Raw genomic sequence first — 21,157 nt, 5'->3', positions numbered from 1 at the left:
GTCGTAAGTGTGTGAATCGGCTCGATCTTTAAAAAATCGATCAGTTTTTCACGTTTAGTTTGAACACAACGTGTTCAAACTAAACGTGAACTGATCTAGAGCATCCGTTGACGCGGGGTCCGGTTTCGTTCAAATACCAGTGATGGCGAAAAAACACACCGACAAGGACAAAGCCGGAAGTTCCGCCAAACAGGCCGATGCTCGACCCGCTGGCGTGAAGATTATCGAAGCCCATCTGCGTACCCTGGACGCCGCCCCGGGCGTTTACCGGATGATCAACAGTGGCGGCGATGTGCTTTATGTGGGCAAAGCGAAAAACCTGAACAAGCGGGTCGCCAGTTATACCAACCTGAAACGCCAGCCGACCCGGTTGCTGCGGATGATTTCCGAAACCGCCTCCATGGAATTCGTCACCACCCATACGGAGGCCGAGGCGTTGCTGCTTGAGGCGAACCTGATCAAGCGCTACAAGCCGCGCTATAATATTCTGCTGCGTGACGACAAGTCGTTTCCTAAAATCCTGCTGACCAGTGGCCATCCTTTCGTCCAGGTGATGAAGCATCGTGGGGCCGAAAGCCGCAAAGGTGAATATTTTGGTCCCTTTGCCTCGGTCTGGGCGGTGAACGAGACGCTAACCATCCTGCAACGGGCATTTTTTCTCAGGACCTGTTCGGACAGTGTCTTTGAAAACCGCACCCGGCCCTGCCTGCTGTATCAGATCAAGCGTTGTTCTGCCCCTTGCGTCGATCGCATTGACACTGCCGGATACGCAGAGCTGGTGTCACAAGCGCGTGCCTTCCTGACCGGGGAGAGCCAAAAAATCCAGCGTGATCTGGCAGGGCGCATGCAAAAGGCCAGCGACGAGCAGGATTACGAGACCGCCGCGGGTTTTCGTGACCGTATTCGCGCCCTGACCCGGGTTCAGGCCCATCAGGACATTAATTTCTCAGGTGTGGACGAGGCCGACGTCATCGCCGCCCATCAGGCAGGTGGTCACACCTGTGTCGAAGTTTTCTTCTTTCGCGGCGGCCGCAATTTCGGCAACCGGGCCTATTATCCTTCTCATGCCAAGGATGAAAATGAAGCTCAGGTTCTTGAGGCCTTTATCGGTCAGTTCTATGACAACAAGGAACCACCACGCCTGTTGCTGCTGTCCCACCGGCTTCCCAATCAGGCCTTGATAGCCGATGCTTTGGGGGTCAAGTCCGAACGCAAGGTCTCGGTTGTCTGCCCGCAACGTGGCGAGAAACTCAATCTCGTCGAACACGCCCTTAACAATGCCCGCGAAGCCCTGGGACGCCGCTTGTCCGAAAGCGCCTCCCAGCGCCGGTTGCTGGAGGGCCTGGCCGAGGTGCTGGACCTTGATGCCGCTCCCGAACGCATCGAAGTCTACGACAACAGCCATATTTCAGGCACCAAGGCGATTGGCGGCATGATTGTCGCCGGTCCTGAGGGCATGATAAAAAATGCCTATCGCAAGTTCACCATCAAAAATCCTGACACCGCCCCCGGCGATGATTACGCGATGATGCGTGAAGTCCTGACCCGGCGTTTTTCCCGCGCCCTTAAGGAGGATCCGGAGCGTTCGCGCGGCCAGTGGCCCGATCTGGTGTTAATCGATGGCGGGGCCGGGCAACTGAGTGTCACCCTGGATGTTCTTAAAGAACTGGAAATCGACGATGTGGTTGTCGCGGGGATTGCCAAAGGTGTTGATCGCAATGCCGGGCGCGAACGCATATTCCTGCCCGGCCGCGAACCGATCAGCCTGGCCCCGCGCGACCCTGTTCTGTATTTCCTGCAACGACTTCGCGACGAAGCGCACCGTTTCGCCATTGGCTTCCATCGTCAAAAAAGGGGCAAGGCGGTGACCAAATCAAGCCTCGACGGGGTTCCGGGCATCGGCCCCAGGCGAAAGAAGGCGCTGCTCCACCACTTTGGTTCGGCGCCATCGGTGGAGGGAGCGGGACTTGCCGATCTGGAAGCCGTCGAAGGGGTCAGTAAGGCGATGGCCAAGAAAATCTATGACTGGTTCCACACAGAGGGTTAAACTTATAAAAGTAACTGGGCATCATGACAGAACTTGAAATTGGAAGACGCACATGCGGGTAAACCTGCCAAATATTCTGACCTTTTCGCGGATTGGATCGATACCCGTGATCGTCGGCTTGATGTTCCTGCCTTCGCCGCTTGGCAACTGGTTGCCGTTTGGCATTTATACCTACGCCTGTATCACGGATTTTTTCGATGGCTATCTGGCCCGCGCCTGGCAACAGCAATCGGCGATGGGCCGGTTCCTTGACCCCATTGCCGACAAACTGCTGGTTTCGGCAGTGCTGTTGATGCTGGTCGCCAGTGACGCAATCGCGGACCTGACGCTGATCCCGGCGGTTGTCATTTTATTCAGGGAAATACTGGTTTCAGGTTTACGCGAATTCCTGGCCGAAGTTCAGGTCAAGGTTCCGGTCACGGTGTTGGCGAAATGGAAGACGTTTATTCAGATGCTGGCTCTGGGGTTCTTGCTGGTCGGTGCCGCCGGACCGGATTTTGGCCCTGTTACAACCATGGAAATCGGCATCGTCGGCCTGTGGGTCGCCGCCGCCCTTACCGTCGGCACAGGCTACGATTACCTGCAGGCTGGCATACAGCATATAACTGAATCCGATGAGTAGAATGAAAGTATTTGGCATTACCGGTTGGAGTGGCAGTGGCAAGACCACCCTGATGGTCAAGCTGTTGCCAGAGATGATCAAGCGGGGTTACAGCGTATCGACCATGAAGCATACCCATCACCGTTTTGATCTGGACCGTAAGGGCAAGGATTCCTTTGAGCATCGCCAGGCAGGGGCCAGTGAAGTGCTGGTTTCCTCGTCAAATCGCTGGGCCCTGATGCACGAGCTGCGTGGCGTTCCCGAACCGGATATGGATGAACTGATCGCCCAGATGACACCGGTTGATCTTCTGCTGGTTGAAGGCTTTAAAGGCCGTCACTATGACAAGCTGGAGGTTTCCCGTCAGGCGACAGGAAAGCCGTTGCGTTGCAGGGAAGACGAGGAAATCGTCGCCCTTGCTTGTGACAGTGTCGTTGACGATCTCGACATTCCGGTGATCGACATCAATGATATTGCCGCCATTGCCGATTTTATCGTCGCCTGCTGTGGGCTTGAGGGGGGCAAGCAATGACCCAGCTTAAGGATGACTGCTTCGCCCACGGTGATGATCTGACGCCGCTTGATCTTGCCCTTGAGCAGTTGCAGAAAACCGTGGAGGCCGTCGTCGGCACCGAAGAGGTGCCTTTGAGCGCTGCGTTGGCCCGCATTCTCGGGCAGGATGTCAAGGCGGAGCGAAATGTGCCACCCCATGACAATTCCGCCGTCGATGGTTACGCCGTGATCCATCAGGATCTAATGCCGGATGCCGATACCAGCCTGCCCATAGGCGGTCGGATCACCGCCGGGCATAAGCTGGATGACGTGGCTAAACCGGGCCAAGCCTACCGGATTTTCACCGGTGCGCCCATGCCCGCAGGCGCCGATACGGTGTTCATGCAGGAAGATGTGCGCCTTGATGGCGACGATGTGATCTTGCCCGCCGGTATCAAGGCGGGCGCCAACCGCCGCTTCAAGGGCGAGGATGTGCAGGCCGGATCGGTTATTCTGAGCCGGGGAAAGCGCCTCAGGCCACAGGAAATTGGTCTCGCGGCCTCTGTTGGGCGTAGTAAATTAACCGTCTACAAGCGCCTGCGGGTGGCCGTCTTTTCAACCGGGGACGAAGTCCGCGACCCGGGTGGGGAAGCGCCGGAAGGCTGTATCTTCGATGCTAACCGCTTCACCATCATGGGGTTGCTTGAGCGTCTGGGCTGTCTGGTCACGGACCTTGGCATTCTTGAAGACGACGAAACCGTGATCGCAGATGCCTTGTCCGCGGCTGCCGGTGATCACGACCTGCTGTTTACATCGGGCGGGGTGTCGGTTGGTGATGAAGATCACATCAAACCGGCGGTGGAAAAGCTGGGCTCCCTGCATTTCTGGCGTCTGGCGATCAAGCCGGGGCGGCCTATCGCCTTTGGTCAGGTCGCAGGGACACCGTTTGTCGGCCTGCCAGGCAATCCGGTGGCCGCCATGGTCACCTTCATGTGTATCGCCCGGGTGCTGGTCCTCAGGTTATCCGGGGCGCTCGATGTGGCGGCCCCGACATATAAAGTGCGCGCCGCTTTTTCCTTCAAAGGCAAGGGCGAGCGCCGGGAATGGTTGCGGGCCCGCCTTGAGAAAAACGCCGATGGCGATTTCTGCGCTCATTTGTATCCGGCAACCGGCTCCGGGGTGCTAACCTCGATGGTCGCATCAGACGGGCTTGTTGAAGTGGGCGAGGAACAGACCCGGATAGAGGAGGGAGAGCTGGTTGATTTTCTGCCTTTCCCGGAAATGTGCCCTTAAATTAATCAAGGAGAAGACGTGAAAATAATTTATTTTTCCTGGGTCCGTGACAAAACCGGTGTCGGAAGTGAAGAGCTGAACCCGCCGGCCAGCGTCACCACCGTGGAGAGCCTGATCGACTGGCTGAAAGAGCAGGGGGCCGGCCATGCCCAGGCTTTTGCCGATGTCAGCGTAATCCGCGCCGCCGTCAATCAGGAACACGTCAAGCTGCAACACCCCGTTGGCCCCGATGATGAAGTCGCCTTCTTTCCACCTGTGACGGGGGGGTAACCATGATCCGGTTGCAGCGCGAGGATTTCGATTTTGCTCAGGAAGTTGCGACTTTAAGCGCCGGGAACAAGAGCGTCGGGGGTGTTTGCGCCTTCACAGGCTTGGTCCGCGAGATAGCAGGCGATACCAAAATCAGCGCCATGACCCTGGAGCACTATCCGGGCATGACCGAAAAAGCGTTGACTGAAATAGAGGCCCAGGCCCAGGCCCGCTGGCCGCTGGAAAAAACCCTGATTATTCATCGCTATGGTCGTCTCGAGCCGGCTGATCAAATCGTCCTGGTCGCGGCTTCGTCGGCCCATCGGGACGCCGCCTTCGATGCCTGCCGCTTTTTGATAGACTGGCTCAAAACCGAAGCCCCTTTCTGGAAGCTCGAAGAATCTGAAAAGGGCGCCAATTGGGTCGAGGCCAAGGATAGCGACACCCGGGCCCAGGCCCGTTGGCTGGAAAAAAATCAGGAGGATTCGTCCGATTAAGTATCAGGCAATATTTTTCGATTTCGACGGGGTTCTGGTTGAATCAGCAGAAATAAAATCCCAGGCATTCCGCACCCTTTACGGGGAACACGGGCAGAGCGTTCTTGAGCAGACTGTGGCTTATCATCTGGCCCATGAGGGCATCTCAAGGGTTGATAAAATCCTCCATTGTCACCGGGAATTTCTCGACATTGAGTTGAATAAGGATGAACTGGCGGACCTTGCAGGGCGTTACAGCGCTCTCGTTAAGGAAGCTGTGATCGCCTGTGACGGGGTTCCTGGGGCCCTCGAATTTCTTAAAAAAAACATCAAGGAATTGCCGATTTTCGTTATCTCAGGGACGCCTGAGACGGAACTGCGGGATATTATCGAGCGCCGCGATATGGCGGATTATTTTACCTCGATCCACGGATCACCCCGGCGCAAGGGGCCGATCGTCATGGACCTGCTTTTCGAGCATTCTTTAAACGGGCCGGATTGCCTGTTTGTCGGTGACGCCATGACCGACTACCACGCAGCAGAGGAAACCGGACTTCAATTCATTGGCCGGGTCGGTCGTGGCGACGTCAATCCATTTCCCGACGGAACGACGATCATCCCCGACCTGACCGGTTTATCGATATAGGAGATGCCCACCATGTCCGAACAGGACGCAGACGACTGGCCGGTCAAGGCCTACAAAAATACCGGCTTTTTGAAGCGGCGCGAGGCTCGCACCATGCGGATTCTGTCGGAATACCTTGAACCTGAGTCCCGCTTCGAGGATTTCAATGTCAGCGACACCATCGTCTTTTTCGGCTCCGCCCGGATGCTGCCGCGAAGGGAAGCCCGCGCTGCCCTGAAGGAAGCCAGGGAAAGTGGTGATGCCGCCCGGGTTTCAAATGCCCAGCGCGACCTTTCCATGGCCCGTTATTATGAAGAGGCCCGCGAACTGGCCAAGCGCCTGACCAAATGGTCGAAAGGGCTCGAGAAAGGCCGGCGGCGTTTTGTTGTCTGCACTGGCGGCGGACCGGGGCTGATGGAAGCCGCCAACCGCGGCGCCTCGGAAGCCAGGGGCCTTAACATCGGCCTTAATATTTCCCTGCCCCACGAACAGTCCGACAATCCCTATATCTCGCGCGAGTTGAATTTTGAATTCAATTATTTCTTCATGCGCAAATTCTGGTTCACCTATCTGGCCAAGGCGCTGATCGCCTTTCCCGGTGGTTTTGGCACCATGGATGAGTTTTTCGAGCTGATGACCCTTATTCAGACCCAGAAACTGAGCAAGAAAATGCCGATTGTGCTCTACGGGGCGTCGTTCTGGAACGAGGTCATTAATTTCGATGCGCTGGTCCGTTACGGAACCATCTCGGCCGATGATTTGAAATTGTTCAAGCGACTGGAAACTGTCGACGAAGCCTTCGACTATATTACCGGCGAGCTCAACAAAGCCGCCCTAAAGCGCCCGGGCGGCAGCTTGTAGGAGGCTGCTTGCCGCCTCTAGTTAGCAGGCCACTTTCCGACCGCCTTGTCGTAGTCTTCCATCAGCGTTTTACAAATATCGCCCGGTGTGAATGTGTGCTCGTCGATCTCGCCGACCGGGGTCACCTCGGCTGCCGTGCCGGTCAGGAACACTTCTGATGCGTCGGCCAGTTCTTCGGGCATGATGGCGCGTTCGACGACGTCGATGCCGCGGTTTTTCGCAAGCTCGATGACAGTCTGGCGGGTGATGCCGTTGAGGAAGCAATCAGGGGTCGGCGTGTGCAATTTACCATCACCCATATAGAGGAAGATGTTGGCGCCGGTTGCCTCGGCGATCTGGCCGCGCCAGTCGAGCATCATGGCGTCGTCGTAACCGTCTTTTTCGACGGCGTGCTTTGATAAGGTGCAAATCATGTAGAGGCCGGCTGCCTTTGAATGGACAGGCTCTGTTTCAGGCGACGGACGCTTCCACGGGCCGGTTTTCAGGCGGATGCCTTTCATGCGGGCCTCCGGCGAGAAATAGGATGGCCATTCCCAGGTCGCCACCGACAAGTGGATGGTCGTGTTCTGGGCGCTGATCGCCATCATTTCGCTGCCCCGCCAGGCGACCGGACGCAGGTAACCTTCGGTGATGTTGTTGGCCTTCAGGGTTTCGATGCAGGCATTGTTGATGTCTTCCAGGGAATAGGGGATTTCAAAGCCCAGCAGTGCTGCCGAATCAATCAAGCGCTGGGAATGTTCGGTCAGTTTGAAGACGTTGCCGCTGTAACAACGGACCCCCTCGAACACCGACGAGCCGTAGTGAAGGGCATGGCTCAGGATGTGCAACTTGGCATCCCGCCAGTCAATAAGTTCACCATTAAGCCAGATAAGACCATCGCGATCGTCGAAAGAAGGTGCCGACATGAAATTATCTTTCCAAAAGTCCCGTTAATGCAAAAGTATCTTGCGTTTTCTAGCAGGATGAGGCATATATGTCAATAAGGCTGACATATATTTCATGTAACCTGTTTAAGGGGCGCAGATGACCGCATCCAGGACCCCACCGGACCACGACGCCCCCCCTGTAGAACCCCAGGATATGGAGGATATGGAGGATATGGAGGATTTGCGTCAGGCCATTGAACTGCTGTTCTTCGCCTATCGGGATTTCACCGCCGAACCGGATGCCATCCTTGCCCGGTATGGTTTTGGTCGCGCTCATCACCGGGTCATTTATTTTGTTGGCCGCAGTCCCGGCATGACTGTCAGCCAGCTTCTCGATATCCTGCAAATCACCAAGCAGAGTCTGGCCAGGGTATTACGCCAGTTGGTCGATGAGGGTTTTATTGAACAACGTCAGGACGTCGGCGATGGCCGCCGCCGCTTGCTTCATCTGTGCGAAAAAGGCATTGAAATTGAAGCCTTGCTGACGGCCCGTCAGGCAGAACGTATCGCCGCCGCTTATCAAAATGCCGGGCCAGATGCACCGCGCGGTTTCAAGGATGTGTTGCGCGGTATAATCAACAAGAAGGATCGGCAACGGGTTTAGGGTGTTATAGTCAGTCATGGATAGCGAGCAGCCCCATATTTTGGTGATCGACGACGATGATCGTCTGCGTGAATTGTTGCGCCAGTTCCTCACCGAGAGCGGCTTTTGGGTGTCGACGGCGACCGATGCCACGGACGCCCGTGAACGCCTGAAAGGTCTGACCTTTGATTTGCTGGTTCTGGATCGCATGATGCCGGGGGAAAGTGGCCTGGATTTCGCCGCCGATCTGCGCAAGACAAGCACCGTGCCGATCCTGATGCTGACGGCCATGGGCGAACCAGAAGACCGGATTGACGGGCTTGAGGGCGGCGTTGATGACTACCTGAGCAAGCCCTTCGAGCCACGCGAACTGTTGTTGCGGATCAACGCCATCCTGCGCCGCGTCCCGGCCCCAAAAGTGGCGCCCGTGGAAATCAAGCTCGGCGATGTGGTTTATGACCAGGCCCGGGAGGTGCTTAGCGAGGACGGCGAAGTTATCCGCCTGACCGATGTAGAGGCGGCGTTGCTTAAGGTATTGGCGGCCAGCTTGGGGGCGGTGTTAAGTCGTGAAGAGCTGACCGAAATGACCGGCGCCAGTGGCGGCAGCCGTGCCATTGACGTGCAGGTGACCCGCCTTCGCCGCAAGATAGAACCAAACCCGAAACTTCCAACTTACCTGCAGACAGTGCGTGGCAAAGGCTACGTACTGCGTCCGGATTAATATGTCGACGCCCTTTATCAAACGCCTGTTACCAAAAAGCCTGCTGGGCCGCTCGCTGATGATTATCATCATGCCGCTGGTCATTCTGCAGGTGATTGCGGCGCTTATTTTCTACGAAAGTCACTGGCACAAGGTGTCGCTGACCCTGTCTCGCGGCGTTGCAGGGGACATCGCCTCTGTCATTGATTTGATGCGCCGTAATCCCGATAAGGACAATATCGACTGGATACTGGAGCTGCCGGCAAAAAACATGAACATGTTGATGAGCTTCAAAAAGGACGCAATCATCCCCAGCTCGCAATCCGTGATGTCGGGGAAAATGGAAGAAACCCTGGTCAAGGCCATGCGCGAAGCTGTCGGGCGGCCTTTTTATGTGGATTCTGAAAGTCTGGCCCGTGATGTGGTTATCGATGTGCAACTTTCCGACGGCGTCTTGCATGTGATCACTTCGCGCAAACGTCTGTTCAGTTCGACCACCTATGTATTTGTTATCTGGATGGTTGGCAGTTCGCTTGTCCTGTTTGCCGTCGCGACCATTTTCATGCGCAATCAGGTCAAGCCGATCCGGCGGCTGGCTGAAGCCGCCGATGATTTTGGCAAGGGGCGCGACGCGCCAAAGTTCAAGCCGGAGGGTGCCACCGAAGTGCGTCAGGCCGCCGCTGCCTTTATTGACATGCGTGACCGCATCCAGCGCCAGATCTCGCAACGAACCAAAATGCTGGCCGGTGTTTCCCACGATCTCAGGACACCCCTGGCGCGCATGAAACTGCAACTGGAAATGGCTGCCGCAGATGATAGCCTGACCGAACTGAAAAACGACATCGGCGAGATGGAGCATATGCTTGAAGGGTATCTGGCCTTTGCCAGGGGCGAGGGCGGCGAGGAACCTGTAGAGACCGATCTGGGTGAAATTTTAGGCAGCGTTTCCGCCCAGGCCCGTCGCCAGGGCGGCATTATCGACCTGCATGTTGAAAGTGCCATCACGGTTCCGCTCAGACCCAAGGTGTTCAGGCGCTGCCTGACCAATTTGATCGACAACGCCATGCGTTACGCCGAGCATGTGTCGGTCAAGGCCGGTAAACGTGGTGATCTGGTCGATATCACCATTGATGATGATGGTCCGGGCATTCCCCAAGAAATGCGCGAGGATGTGTTCAAACCGTTCTTCCGTATTGACGAGTCAAGAAATCCCGGTACCGGCGGCGTTGGCCTGGGGATGACCATCGCCCGCGATGTGGTGCGGGCACACGGTGGCGATATTGAATTGGACGACAGTCCCAACGGCGGCCTGCGGGCACGTATCAAGTTGCCGCTTTAGGGTTAGCTTTATCTTATTCATCATTGATTATCGCTGTGAAGCTTTCGATATTTTCATATGCCTTAAGAAAGAGGTATTAGCGTCACACGAGTTTGAACATTGCACAAGCAGTAGCGTTACACCAAAATGTACTGTCTAATTTAACGCAAATCATAATATCGAGTGTCATATGAAAAATACTCTCACGCTAAAACTACTTTTGGAAGAAGCGGAAAAATTTGCTGAGATCGAGAGTACACATGACGAACCTACTCTATATGGAGTTACTGATGGGAAGGCAGTTGGAACCTACCTAGAGCACAAGTTTAATGACCACCTAGCAGATGAATATAAATATGAGGTTTGCAACGCGGCGTCAGGAATCGATTTCCCAGGACTATCTGTTGATATGAAAGTCACCAGCATTCGCCAACCTCAATCTTCTTGCCCATATAAGGCGGCGCGCCAGAAGGTGTTCGGGCTTGGCTATAATCTTCTCGTATTTGTGTATGAGAAATCTGATGACCACGAAAACCAAACCGGTCAACTAAATATGCAACACACAATTTTTATTGATAAGTCTCGCACTGCTGATTTTCAGATGACGAGGGGAATCCTAGAAATCCTCGAACGCGATGGAAATGAAGATGATCTTATCGCCTTCATGCAAGACAAAAATCTTCCAGTCGATGAGATAGAGGCTAACAATATTGCCAAGCAAATTATAGCCACTCCCCCAAACCTAGGATATTTGACGATCTCGAACGCACTACAATGGCGGCTACAATATCGTAGAGTTATACAAAAAGCGGGTGATGTTTCTGGTGTCCTACGCGTAAGATAGTTGATATGGCCTCGAAAAAGTCAAAACAGGTATGGGAGTTTGGAGATTTTCAAACTCCGGATACACTTGCCACCGCAGCAGTCGAATTGATCCAGCAACTGGGCCTTAAACCAGCGTCGATTCTTGAGCCAACTTGCGGACGCGGCGCTTTCATACGGGCCGCTTCTAGTATTTTTTCAGATGCAAAAAGTTTGGTTGGTGTTGAAATCAACAAATCGCACATAGAACATTGCCGTGAACAATTAGAAGGAACATCTTGGGAGAGTAAAATCCATCTCCTACACGCTGATTTCTTTACACAAGATTGGCCAGAAATTCTTGATGACTTGCCTGAACCGATTTTGATTATTGGGAACCCCCCTTGGGTGACAAGTTCTGAGTTGGGAATGTTAGGCAGCCAGAATTTGCCTCAGAAATCCAACTTCCAAAATCGAAAAGGTTTCGATGCAATAACCGGAAAAGCTAACTTTGATATATCCGAGTGGATGCTTCTTAAGCATTTAGATTGGCTTCAAACCCGGAAGGGTGCGTTGGCTATGTTGTGTAAGACATCAGTTGCGCGGAAAGTTCTTATTCAAGCCTGGAAGAAAGACCAAAGAATAGATTCAGCAAAATTTTTTAGCATAGATGCATTGAAAAATTTTGATGCATCAGTTGATGCTTGCTTGTTCTTTATCGACTGCACTAGAGAGGCTAAGTCTAAAGACTGCGAAGTTTATGACGACATTCAGTCGCACACCCCTTCTCATACCCTCGGTTATCATGACAACACCCTGATTGCGGACGTAGAGGCTTATCAGAGATGGCAATTTTTAAGAGGAACTGACAAAGACCATGTGTGGCGTTCGGGTCTTAAACACGATTGCTCAAAGGTCATGGAACTGACAATAGGTGATGACGGATTAATTAACGGTTTTGGACAAAATGTGAGTTTGGAAGAAGAGTACGTATTCCCGCTCTACAAGAGTTCTGATGTTGGAAATGGTCGCGTCAAGCAGTGCAGGAAGTATGTAATTGTTACCCAGCACGTGATTGGGGAAGATACTGCTCACATTAAAGACGATGCACCTAAAACTTGGAAATATCTCAATGAAAACAAATCGCTGTTAGATAAACGCGGTAGCGTAATTTACAAAAAGCGACCTCCGTTCTCTATTTTCGGCGTCGGTGACTATACTTTTGCGCCTTGGAAGGTGGCTATCTCAGGATTCTATAAGAACCTTAGTTTTCAGATTATTACTCCGTTAAAGGGACGGCCTGTAATGCTTGATGACACGGTGAACTTTTTACCGTGTGGCTCCAAAGATGAAGCCGAACTCATATGCAGTCTGCTAAATTCTGAGCCTGCTCAAGAATTTCTAAGTTCGATGATTTTTTGGTCAGAGAAGCGCCCTATAACGATTGAAATTCTCAGACGATTGAACATTGTAGCGCTTGCAACAAAACTTGGGCGTCAGAAAGAGCTAGATGTGTTTAAAGCTCAGCGAAATGCCTTAAGGCAGAAAGATTCCCTGCAACAAGTTTTATTTGCTTCTTAGTCAATTGAACACCTGTACGCACCCTTTCCAGACACATAGTCTCTCAGCAACCCTAGTACAGCCTGCCGCCATTGGCGACTTGCTTGCCGGGGCCGATCATCACCACTTCGTTTTCATCATCAGGCAAACCCAGGACCAGTACTTCGGACATGAATTTGCCAATTTGACGCGGTGGAAAATTGACCACGGCGCAAACCTGACGTCCGCTAAGGGTTTCAGGGCTGTAGTGTTTGGTGATCTGGGCCGAGGTCTTTTTCTCGCCAATGTCGGGGCCGAAGTCGATCCACAATTTGATGGCCGGAACCCGGGCTTCGGGGTAGGCCTCGGCGCGGACAACGGTGCCGACCCTGATGTCAACGCGGGTAAAATCATCGTAAGATATTATTTCTGAATCCATGAGCTTTCTCCAATTCAAGAAGTGGCGCGGCGCAAAGCGGCTTCCCGGTACCATACATAAAGACCGCTGCCGCTAACGACGAGCGCCCCACAAATTGTCCAGGCGCTTGGCACGTCAGCGAAGATCAACAAGCCCCAAATAATCGAGGCGACGACTTGTGAATAGGTAAAGGGCGCCAGCATCGAAGCTTCCGCCGTAAAGAAGGCCCTGACCAGCATGAAATGACCAAGAGCGCCTGCCGAGCCCATAAGCAGCATCAATCCCCATTGGCCCGGACTTAAGCTTTGCCAAACAAACGGGACCAGGGCGCTGAGCACAAAGGCCCCCACGGCGGTCGAATAAAAGGTTGTTGTGGCGGCCGCGTCCTTGTCGCGGATGATCCGCGTCATCAGCATATAGACGGCCAGCATTGCGGCTGTCATCAGCGGCAGTAAGGCCCACCAGCCAAGCACCCCCGAACCGGGCCTGGCGACGATCAGGACGCCAATAAAACCAAACACCACAGCCGCCCATCGCCTTGGTCCCACATGTTCGCCCAGCACCAGGCCAGACAGGGCCGTAACCAGGACCGGAGCCAGGAACTGAATGGCCGATGCGTCACCCAGTTGCATGTGGGTGATCGCCACATACATACACGAAGTGGCGCCGAACAGGGCGCTGGCTCTGATCAATTGCAGGCCGGGTCTTCGGGCGCGCAGGAAGCCCAGCGAACGGGTGCGTCCGGCGTAGATGGAAAAGGTGATAACTGTGTGGAAGAAATAGCGGCCCCAGATGACCATCAGGATGGGCAACTCAAGGGCCAGATGTTTGGCCGTCGCGTCCATACCCGCAAGGATAATCCCGGTAATCAGGATCAGCACGATTGCCAGTGCTGGCGAATTCTGTTGAGGGTCAGCCGATTGCATGACGCAACTTATATAGAAGGCAACCCAAAGGGCAAAAGAAAAGGCCGCGCCTTTATTGAAAAGGGCGCGGCCTTGGCAGTCTCGAAGGGGAGGGTCGAGATTACTTGGCAGACTTCTTGGAAAGAGCCTTGATTTCGTCCAGGCTGTCGCTGATGCGCTGGTTGACGACGGTGGTCGCTTCGTTGCTTGACTTGGCAACCATGTCAGCCAGTTCGCTCATGTTGGCCAGGGCCTTTTCGAAAGCAGCCTGATAGAGTTCTGCCTGCTTGGCGGCGGCGGCTGACGGATCGCCAGCTTTGCCGAAGTTGGAGAAGCTCTTGGTTGCTTCGTCGAGGGTTTCCTGCAAGATCGCAGCCTGACGGGTGGCGACGTTCTGCATGCCTTCGGTCGCGGCCTTGTTGGCGGCGGCGAGGGCTTCGATGTTCTTGCGCTGAGATGTCATAACGGATTCGACATCAAAGGCAGGAAGTTTGTAGTTGCCGGCGAACTTGGTGAATTCGTCAGCCATCTTGGACGGATCGAAGTCAGCCATCATCTTGGTGACGTCAAAATTGAGGAACGGGTTGGTTTGCTTAGCCATAATAATAGTCTCCTGAAATTCGTTTTATGCTGCACTGCACAATGAGCATAATATGAGGCACAGCATGGCATATGTCAACATTTATGTTGCACTGCACCATAAATAAAAAAGCCCTGGAATCAATCAGTTATGGGTGCTTGATTAAAAAATTCAAATAAAGTTGAAAAATGTCAGGCCAGATCGCGGGATTTGGCAGTAGCGGCGGCAATGGCCCGGTCGAGAAGCGGCTGCCAACCATCATCGGCCATCAGCACCCGTAAGGCTTCGGCGGTGGTGCCGCCCGGGCTGGTGACAGCCTGGCGCAGGGTTTCGGGTTGTTCGGGTGAGCGGTGCAGCAGTTCGCCGGATCCGGCGACGGTTACCCGGGCCAGACGGTTTGCCAGATCTTCCGGCAGACCGGCGTTGATGCCGGCCCGCCCCAAACATTCAGCCAGCAGGAACACATAAGCGGGGCCCCCGCCTGATACTGCGGTGACGATATCGATGTGATCTTCATCATCAACCCAGGCAACTTCGCCGACCGTGCTCAACAAATCACCGCACAGGGAAATCTGATCGTTCGTCACATGGCCATTGGCGCAGCACACGGTAATTCCCCGACCGACGGCGGCAGGGGTGTTGGGCATGGCGCGGACGATGGCGGCGGTGTCCCCAAGCTTTTCTTCAAAATAACCAATGGTCTTGCCAGCGGCGATGGACAGGTAAACCACGCCTGATCCTGCAAAGCGGGCGTAGGCAGGGGCGACATCATCCATGACCTGTGGTTTGACGGCAATAATTACGACATGGGGATTGGCATTGAAGTCCAGGTCATCGGGGCTGGCGACGGTGGCGACACCGTATCTTTGCCGCAAATCGTTTGCGGTGTCCTCATTGGGTTCGACGACGGTAATGGCGTTGGCCTCGAAGCCTTTGTCGAGCCAACCGGCGAGCATCGCACCGCCCATCTTGCCACAACCGGCCAACAACAAGTTGACAGTCATGATCAGGCTTCGCCGACGGTATCGACCATGGCCGCAGAGATGGAATCAATGGCGCTTTTGCCGCCCCAGATCACGTACTGGAAAGCCGGGTAAAACCGTTCGCATTCCATCAGTGCCGTTTCGACCATGTCTTCCATCTGGCCCTGACTGGGACCGCCGGTGCCACGCAGGGGCAGGGCGTGACGATACATGGGCAGGCCCTCTTCATCCCAGACGCCGAAATGGCCGAGCCACAGCTTTTCGTTAATCATGACCAGCAATTCATGGACCTTGCCCCGGCATTCGGGGGGTACCCGCATGTCGAAGGCGCAGGTGAAGTGGATGGCGTCGGCAGCGTCGTTCCAGGCAAAGAACATGGAATAATCACACCAGTGCCCGGGCACCTGAACGGCCATTTCCTGATCGCTGCGGCGATCGGAAATCCAGTCGTTGTCGTCAACGATTCGTTCAATAATATCCAGCGGGTGTGAGGACTGCTTGGTTTGGGCAATGTTGAGGTTGTTCATGATCGGTCTCCCATTGCTGTCTCGGGCGGTCGAAATAGCGCTTTAGGGAAGCTAAACCACAAAATATGGGATGAAACCCGATATATGGTGGATTGACCCCCCGTACACCACTAGGTATAGCCTAGCCAATAGGGGAGTCCGGACGCAAGGACCGAATTGCTTAAAGGGAATATTTATTGTGGATAAGACAGTCAGCCTTACCCATTGGGTTGACCGACCTTAAGCCTTTTTGGTTTTCTTTGCTTTGGCTGGTTTGGATTTTTTAGCGGCGGGTTTCTTTGCCACCAGCTTGGCTTCCAGCTTTTTGACCCGGGCTGTCAGCTTTTCCTGTTCCGTGCGGGCCTTGGTAGCCAAGGCTTTGACGACTTCAAATTCCTCGCGACTGACCAGATCGGCATCGGCAAGCAGACGTTGCAGCTGCTGGCGGATCAGGTTTTCGGCTTCGGATTTCACACCGGCAATGGTTGACGCGGCGCCACCTGCGACTTTCGCCAGGTCATCGAGAATACGGTTGGAAGTCTGCATGGCTCTCTCTCCGAAGTTTTAAGGCGACTATTATGGCCCTTGGCCGGTGCGTTAGCAACGCCTCACCGCTTGCTCAGCGTTGTCGCTGGCTTTATAAACTTAACCCAGCCAGATAACTTTAATGATTAAGGATAGTCCATGTACGTGGTAACGGGCGGGGCAGGTTTCATCGGCTCCAACATCGCCGCCGCCATCGAAGAGCGCGGCCATGGCAAGGTCGTCGTCAGCGACTGGCTTGGCCAGGACGATAAGTGGCGCAATGTAGCCAAACGCGACCTGACCAATATTATCCCTCCCGAAGAATTGTTTGAATATCTGGGCGGTAATGAATACGGCATCAAGGGCGTCATCAACATGGGCGCAATTTCCGCGACCACGGAAACCGATGTCGACTTGATTTTCAGAAACAACTTCAAACTGTCCATTGACCTGTGGAACTGGTGCACCCGCCATCATGTGCCGTTTATCTATGCTTCATCAGCGGCGACATACGGGGACGGCGCCAACGGCTTTGTTGATGATCCTGCCCGCGACGCCCTGGCTAAACTAAGGCCGCTTAATCCTTACGGGTGGAGCAAACAGCTTTTTGACCGCCGGGTGATGCGGATGATTGATGCCGAAGAGCCAACCCCGCCGCAATGGGCCGGGCTCAAGTTCTTCAATGTTTATGGCCCCAACGAATACCACAAGGGTTCCATGCAAAGCGTCGCCTCGAAAGTCTTCACCGACGCAAGCGCCGGGAAAACGGCGACGTTGTTCAAATCCCACCATCCCGACTACGCCGACGGTGGCCAGCTTCGGGATTTTGTCTGGATCGGTGACTGTGTCGATATTGTTATTTGGCTGCTGGAAAATCCGGATGTTAGCGGACTGTTCAATTGCGGTACCGGTCAGGCGCGCTCCTTCCATGATCTTGTCAGCGCTGTATACAAAGCCATGGGCAAAGAGCCGGCTATCAAATTTGTGCCGACGCCCGAAGAGATTCGCGACAAGTACCAGTATTTTACGCAGGCCGATATGAGCCGCCTCAGGGCTGCCGGGTATGAGAAGCCTTTCACCTCGCTTGAGGATGGTATCGGATCTTATGTTGGTGATTATTTAAGCACTGCAGACCGTTACCGATGAGCCTTCTCGCCATTCCCTATCCCAGCATCGACCCGATTATTTTTCAGGTCGGGCCCCTCGCCATTCGCTGGTATTCGCTGGCCTATATCGGCGGCCTGTTGTTCGCCTGGCGCTACATGATCCGTCTTGCAGCCCTTTCCCCGCAAGTGGCCAGCCGGGAAGCCGTTGATGACTTTCTGATCTGGGCCACGCTGGGCGTTGTTCTGGGTGGCCGGGTTGGCTATACGCTGTTTTACAATTTCGACTATTACGCAGATAACCCGCTGGCGGCCCTGCAAATCTGGAAAGGCGGCATGTCTTTTCATGGCGGTGTGTTGGGGGTCATTGTCTCCGGATTGATTTTTGTTAAACGGCGTCATATTCCGGCGCTTCGTTTCGCCGATATCGTCGCCTGTGCGACACCGGTTGGCTTGATGCTGGGCAGGCTGGCCAATTTTATCAACGGTGAATTGTTCGGCAGGGTCTCTGACGTGCCGTGGGCCATGGTCTTCCCCCGTGGTGGGGAGGCGCCGCGCCATCCCAGCCAGTTATATGAAGCCTTTCTTGAAGGGCTGGTGCTGTTTTGTCTGCTTTATCTGTTGTCAAAAAATGAAAACATTCGCAATCGCCCCGGCGTTTTGACCGGTGTTTTTTTGATCGGCTACGCGCTGGCGCGGGCCTTTGTTGAATTGTTCCGCCAGCCAGACGCCCACCTGGGCTTCCTCGCCGCCGGACTGACCATGGGGCAGTGGTTGTCCATACCAATGATTTTGGGCGGCCTTTACCTGATAACCCGGGCTAAAAAAGAAAGTTGAGAGACTCTATGTCGCTGGAAGAAATCCTTATTGAACGAATAAGGGGAACCGGACCCTTAACCATTGCAGAGTACATGGAGCAGGCGCTTGCCCATCCCGAGTACGGCTATTATATGCGCGGTGATCCTTTCGGGGTCAGCGGTGATTTTGTCACCGCGCCGGAAGTCTCGCAGATGTTCGGTGAACTGCTTGGACTGTGGGCCGGTGTCGCCTGGATGACGGCGGGCAGCGCCACGACCATCAACCTGGTCGAGTTGGGGCCGGGCAGGGGAACCCTGATGGCCGATATGCTGCGCGCCGCACCGCTGGTTGATGGCTTTAGTGATGCCATTGAGGTTCATCTGGTTGAAACCAGTCCGGCGTTGCAGGAAATCCAGCAGCAAAAACTTGAGGGCAGGGATGTGGTTTGGCATCGCGCTTTTACCGATGTGCCCGAAGGCCCCCTGATTGTCATCGCCAATGAATTCTTCGACGCCCTGCCCATCGAGCAGTATTTCCACGCCGGGGATTTCTGGTGCCCGCGCATGGTCGATATCAAGCCCGATGGCGATGGTTTGTGTTTTGTCCTGCTGCCGCCTTTCGATACGCCGGAATTACCGCCCGGACTGATCGATGCGCCGGCCGATGTCATGGTCGAGGTCTGCCCGGCGGCCCTTGACATTAGCGAAGACATCGCCCGCCGGATTGCCGATCACGGCGGCGCCGCCCTGTTTGTCGATTATGGCCATGGTCAAAGCGCGCCAGGTGAAACCTTGCAAGCGGTAAAAAGTCACAATTTCCACGATCCGCTGGTTGATCCGGGCACCGCCGACCTGACGGCTCATGTGGATTTCGGGGCGCTGGCCCAGCGCGTATTTGCCTCCGGCGCGCGGGCCCTGGGGCCGGTTACGCAAGGGAATTTCCTGACTACCCTTGGGATTATTGAGAGGGCCGAAACCCTGCGTGAAAACGCCACATCTGAACAAGCCGAGGACATCGCCCGGGCCTTGCAAAGGCTGGTCGATCCGGAAGAAATGGGCGACCTGTTCAAGGTCATGGCGGTGACCGGCCTTGAGGCCCCGCCACCGCCAGGATTTGAATAGGGAAAATTAACGACGTTATTTTTGCGTCCACATTGACCGGATCACGGTGTTGGTGACTACATTTCCATCATCTCGGCGACCTCAAGTGTGCCCCCGGTTTCAAGAAACGGGCAATCCTTGGCCATTTCAAGAGCCGCATCGATATTGTCGGCCTTGACGGTTAAAACCCCGACATGGCATTTGGGCCGCCATCTTCGGACACACCTGCGGTGCTTACAATCCTGGTTTTCCCCAAGGGAGTGCCGGGGTTGACTGCGGCATCGCCAAGGGCATCGACCCAAGCTTTCCATTTCGCCATATGTTTGGCACCCTCTTCGGGACTTTCAGGCTTACTTCCCCCTTGATAGGCGATGATGTAGTTTGGCATGATACTTTCCTCCGAATTTCAATTTTGGTTGCAAGACGCTTTAAAGTCTTGATAGCTGCGCCGAACGTAGCAGAAGTCCTTGTTTGTTGTCGGAAATCATATTTGCATCTCTTCTGCGACCTCAATCGTGCCGTGTTCAAGGTGTGGGCAGCCTTTTGTCTTCTCCAGGGCATCGTTCATGCTGTCAGCTTTCACAATTGTATATCCCGACAAGGGATTGGACCCGCCATCGTCCGTAACAGCACCGGCGCTAACGGTCTTGGATAATCCTAAAGGCGCGCCGGGGTTGGCCAAGGCACCGCCTAGGCCAGCCATCCAGGTTTCCCATCTCGCCATAAGTTTGGCCCCCTCCTCGGGACTCTCAGGAATTTTCCCCCCGTGAAAGGCATAGATGTAGTTAGACATAATAATTTCTCCTGTTATCAATATGTTGTTTGTCAGTCGTTCAGGCTTTCGAAACTTAACTATTTGGTTTACTATAATCTGAGAGACACATAGTCAACCAAATAGTTCACTAATAACGGATTTTACATGGAAAACCTCGATACAACCTTTGCGGCGCTCAGTGATGGCACGCGGCGTGCCATTTTAGGGCAACTCATGCAGGGGGAAACCAGACTTTCTGATCTGGCAGAGCCCTTCAACATGTCACAAACAGCGGTTTCCAAACATGTGCGTGTGCTCAGTGATGCGGGCTTGCTGATTATTGAAAAACGCGGCCGCACCCGCCATTGCCGCCTCGTTGCGGAACCTATGAAACAGGCAACTGACTGGCTAACTGATTATCAGGAATTTTGGACCCACCAATTTGACAATCTTGCTCAATATTTGGTAACTGAGGGAGATTGACAATGGAGTTGATTAAATCCGAACCCGGCGATGACCCGATTGTTGTCGAGGGTTATTTTGCCGCAACCCCGGCAAAGGTTTTTAAAGCGTGGACTGATCCGAAGATCGTCGTGAAATGGTTTGGAATGGCGCCAAATTCGCTTTTTTCCGCGACGATTGATCTGCGTCCGGGGGGCGGGTGGAGTTTTCTGAAGTCAAAGGACGATGACAAGTCGATTTGTTTCGAGGGTCTGTATCATGACATTCAGCCCAGCGAAAAACTCGTTTTTTCATGGTCTCATGTGATCCGGTACGCAAACGGAAAGTGTGAAGTAACGCCAGATTCGCGGGTCGAAGTGGAGTTTACGCCGAAAGGAAAGGGCACATATGTCCGCCTTGTTCATTCGGCAGTTCGAAGCGAGGATGCTCGTCGCGGTATTGGCGGTGGCTGGATCGCGGCATTTACATTCATGGCCGATGCGCTTGATGAATCCGAAAGTTGATAGCTGCTT

Annotated in this window: 26 protein-coding genes and 1 pseudogene; 18 read left to right on the top strand and 9 right to left on the bottom strand. The window is 54.2% G+C overall.

Annotation, left to right across the window (positions count from 1 at the left end; all coding sequences use genetic code 11):
* The first annotated feature begins 142 nt into the window (after positions 1–142).
* The 8 genes from uvrC to HOL66_04975 are packed head-to-tail and all read left to right on the top strand — an operon-like array spanning position 143 to position 6,644.
* The gene (gene uvrC, locus HOL66_05010) at positions 143–2,047 is read left to right on the top strand and encodes an excinuclease ABC subunit UvrC (protein ID MBT5243582.1); all 1,905 of its coding nucleotides are present in this window, start codon (positions 143–145) and stop codon (positions 2,045–2,047) included.
* 52 nt (positions 2,048–2,099) lie between these two features.
* Positions 2,100–2,669 (top strand): CDP-diacylglycerol--glycerol-3-phosphate 3-phosphatidyltransferase, encoded by a 570-nt coding sequence (gene pgsA, locus HOL66_05005; protein ID MBT5243581.1) that lies wholly within the window; start codon positions 2,100–2,102, stop codon positions 2,667–2,669.
* A 1-nt stretch (position 2,670) separates the two neighbouring features.
* Positions 2,671–3,180 (top strand): molybdopterin-guanine dinucleotide biosynthesis protein B, encoded by a 510-nt coding sequence (gene mobB / locus HOL66_05000; GenBank protein ID MBT5243580.1) that lies wholly within the window; start codon positions 2,671–2,673, stop codon positions 3,178–3,180.
* The gene (locus HOL66_04995) at positions 3,177–4,433 is read left to right on the top strand and encodes a molybdopterin molybdotransferase MoeA (protein MBT5243579.1); all 1,257 of its coding nucleotides are present in this window, start codon (positions 3,177–3,179) and stop codon (positions 4,431–4,433) included. The genes mobB and HOL66_04995 overlap by 4 nt, the downstream gene beginning before the upstream one ends.
* A gap of 18 nt (positions 4,434–4,451) precedes the next feature.
* On the top strand, positions 4,452–4,703 hold the full coding sequence (gene moaD, locus HOL66_04990; GenBank protein MBT5243578.1) for a molybdopterin converting factor subunit 1: 252 nt from the start codon (positions 4,452–4,454) through the stop codon (positions 4,701–4,703).
* 2 nt (positions 4,704–4,705) lie between these two features.
* Positions 4,706–5,179, top strand: coding sequence for a molybdenum cofactor biosynthesis protein MoaE (locus HOL66_04985; protein ID MBT5243577.1), 474 nt, complete (start codon positions 4,706–4,708; stop codon positions 5,177–5,179).
* Positions 5,085–5,804, top strand: a complete 720-nt coding sequence (locus HOL66_04980; GenBank protein MBT5243576.1) for an HAD-IA family hydrolase — start codon at positions 5,085–5,087, stop codon at positions 5,802–5,804. Before HOL66_04985 ends, HOL66_04980 begins: the two co-directional genes overlap by 95 nt.
* 12 nt (positions 5,805–5,816) lie before the next feature.
* On the top strand, positions 5,817–6,644 hold the full coding sequence (locus HOL66_04975; GenBank protein ID MBT5243575.1) for a TIGR00730 family Rossman fold protein: 828 nt from the start codon (positions 5,817–5,819) through the stop codon (positions 6,642–6,644).
* 17 nt (positions 6,645–6,661) lie between these two features.
* Here the strand turns inward: HOL66_04975 and HOL66_04970 are convergent, their stop codons facing one another.
* The gene (locus HOL66_04970; GenBank protein MBT5243574.1) at positions 6,662–7,549 is read right to left on the bottom strand and encodes a branched-chain amino acid aminotransferase; all 888 of its coding nucleotides are present in this window, start codon (positions 7,547–7,549) and stop codon (positions 6,662–6,664) included.
* Positions 7,550–7,667: 118 nt separating this feature from the next.
* On the opposite strand from HOL66_04970, the gene HOL66_04965 reads away from it, so the two are divergent.
* The 5 genes from HOL66_04965 to HOL66_04945 all read left to right on the top strand — a co-directional run bounded on the left by HOL66_04965 (position 7,668) and on the right by HOL66_04945 (position 12,553).
* The gene (locus tag HOL66_04965) at positions 7,668–8,174 is read left to right on the top strand and encodes a MarR family transcriptional regulator (GenBank protein MBT5243573.1); all 507 of its coding nucleotides are present in this window, start codon (positions 7,668–7,670) and stop codon (positions 8,172–8,174) included.
* A gap of 16 nt (positions 8,175–8,190) precedes the next feature.
* A complete protein-coding gene (locus HOL66_04960; protein MBT5243572.1) occupies positions 8,191–8,874 on the top strand; it encodes a response regulator transcription factor in 684 nt (227 codons plus the stop codon).
* 1 nt (position 8,875) lies between these two features.
* Positions 8,876–10,192, top strand: coding sequence for a HAMP domain-containing protein (locus HOL66_04955; protein MBT5243571.1), 1,317 nt, complete (start codon positions 8,876–8,878; stop codon positions 10,190–10,192).
* 169 nt (positions 10,193–10,361) lie between these two features.
* Complete coding sequence (locus HOL66_04950; GenBank protein MBT5243570.1) at positions 10,362–11,015, top strand: restriction endonuclease; 654 nt, start codon at positions 10,362–10,364, stop codon at positions 11,013–11,015.
* Between the two features lie 5 nt (positions 11,016–11,020).
* Positions 11,021–12,553 (top strand): SAM-dependent DNA methyltransferase, encoded by a 1,533-nt coding sequence (locus HOL66_04945; protein ID MBT5243569.1) that lies wholly within the window; start codon positions 11,021–11,023, stop codon positions 12,551–12,553.
* A 52-nt stretch (positions 12,554–12,605) separates the two neighbouring features.
* On the opposite strand, the gene HOL66_04940 is transcribed toward HOL66_04945, so the two are convergent.
* From HOL66_04940 to HOL66_04915, 6 genes are all read right to left on the bottom strand, one after another.
* Positions 12,606–12,950: a tRNA-binding protein gene (locus HOL66_04940; GenBank protein ID MBT5243568.1), complete on the bottom strand. Its 345-nt coding sequence runs from the start codon at positions 12,948–12,950 to the stop codon at positions 12,606–12,608.
* Between the two features lie 14 nt (positions 12,951–12,964).
* On the bottom strand, positions 12,965–13,855 hold the full coding sequence (locus HOL66_04935; protein ID MBT5243567.1) for a DMT family transporter: 891 nt from the start codon (positions 13,853–13,855) through the stop codon (positions 12,965–12,967).
* A 100-nt stretch (positions 13,856–13,955) separates the two neighbouring features.
* Positions 13,956–14,435 carry a TIGR01841 family phasin gene (gene phaP / locus HOL66_04930; GenBank protein MBT5243566.1) on the bottom strand — a complete coding sequence of 160 codons (480 nt, stop codon included), beginning with the start codon at positions 14,433–14,435 and terminating at the stop codon, positions 13,956–13,958.
* A gap of 170 nt (positions 14,436–14,605) precedes the next feature.
* Positions 14,606–15,418: a pyrroline-5-carboxylate reductase gene (locus tag HOL66_04925; GenBank protein ID MBT5243565.1), complete on the bottom strand. Its 813-nt coding sequence runs from the start codon at positions 15,416–15,418 to the stop codon at positions 14,606–14,608.
* Positions 15,419–15,420: 2 nt separating this feature from the next.
* Positions 15,421–15,924, bottom strand: coding sequence for a hypothetical protein (locus HOL66_04920; protein ID MBT5243564.1), 504 nt, complete (start codon positions 15,922–15,924; stop codon positions 15,421–15,423).
* 219 nt (positions 15,925–16,143) lie between these two features.
* Positions 16,144–16,449, bottom strand: coding sequence for an accessory factor UbiK family protein (locus HOL66_04915; GenBank protein MBT5243563.1), 306 nt, complete (start codon positions 16,447–16,449; stop codon positions 16,144–16,146).
* Between the two features lie 138 nt (positions 16,450–16,587).
* On the opposite strand from HOL66_04915, the gene rfaD reads away from it, so the two are divergent.
* From rfaD to HOL66_04900, 3 genes are read left to right on the top strand one after another with little or no spacing between them, the layout of a single operon-like run.
* The gene (gene rfaD, locus HOL66_04910; GenBank protein ID MBT5243562.1) at positions 16,588–17,574 is read left to right on the top strand and encodes an ADP-glyceromanno-heptose 6-epimerase; all 987 of its coding nucleotides are present in this window, start codon (positions 16,588–16,590) and stop codon (positions 17,572–17,574) included.
* Positions 17,571–18,368, top strand: coding sequence for a prolipoprotein diacylglyceryl transferase (locus HOL66_04905; GenBank protein MBT5243561.1), 798 nt, complete (start codon positions 17,571–17,573; stop codon positions 18,366–18,368). Before rfaD ends, HOL66_04905 begins: the two co-directional genes overlap by 4 nt.
* An 8-nt stretch (positions 18,369–18,376) precedes the next feature.
* Complete coding sequence (locus tag HOL66_04900) at positions 18,377–19,450, top strand: class I SAM-dependent methyltransferase (protein ID MBT5243560.1); 1,074 nt, start codon at positions 18,377–18,379, stop codon at positions 19,448–19,450.
* Between the two features lie 56 nt (positions 19,451–19,506).
* On the opposite strand, the pseudogene HOL66_04895 reads toward HOL66_04900, so the two are convergent.
* Together HOL66_04895 and HOL66_04890 are read right to left on the bottom strand one after the other, a co-directional pair.
* A pseudogene (locus HOL66_04895) lies at positions 19,507–19,817 on the bottom strand (hypothetical protein).
* Between the two features lie 96 nt (positions 19,818–19,913).
* On the bottom strand, positions 19,914–20,222 hold the full coding sequence (locus HOL66_04890) for a hypothetical protein (protein MBT5243559.1): 309 nt from the start codon (positions 20,220–20,222) through the stop codon (positions 19,914–19,916).
* Between the two features lie 126 nt (positions 20,223–20,348).
* Here HOL66_04890 and HOL66_04885 point away from each other — a divergent pair, with 126 nt between their 5' ends.
* Together HOL66_04885 and HOL66_04880 are read left to right on the top strand one after the other, a co-directional pair.
* Positions 20,349–20,666 carry a winged helix-turn-helix transcriptional regulator gene (locus HOL66_04885; GenBank protein MBT5243558.1) on the top strand — a complete coding sequence of 106 codons (318 nt, stop codon included), beginning with the start codon at positions 20,349–20,351 and terminating at the stop codon, positions 20,664–20,666.
* A gap of 2 nt (positions 20,667–20,668) precedes the next feature.
* Positions 20,669–21,148 carry an SRPBCC domain-containing protein gene (locus tag HOL66_04880; GenBank protein MBT5243557.1) on the top strand — a complete coding sequence of 160 codons (480 nt, stop codon included), beginning with the start codon at positions 20,669–20,671 and terminating at the stop codon, positions 21,146–21,148.
* Positions 21,149–21,157: the final 9 nt, after the last annotated feature.

The sequence above is a fragment of the Rhodospirillaceae bacterium genome, from assembly GCA_018662005.1.
Lineage (GTDB): Bacteria > Pseudomonadota > Alphaproteobacteria > Rhodospirillales > JABHCV01 > JACNJU01.
The sequence above is the reverse complement of the archived record's forward strand: the minus strand, read 5'-3'. Positions and strand labels throughout refer to the sequence as shown.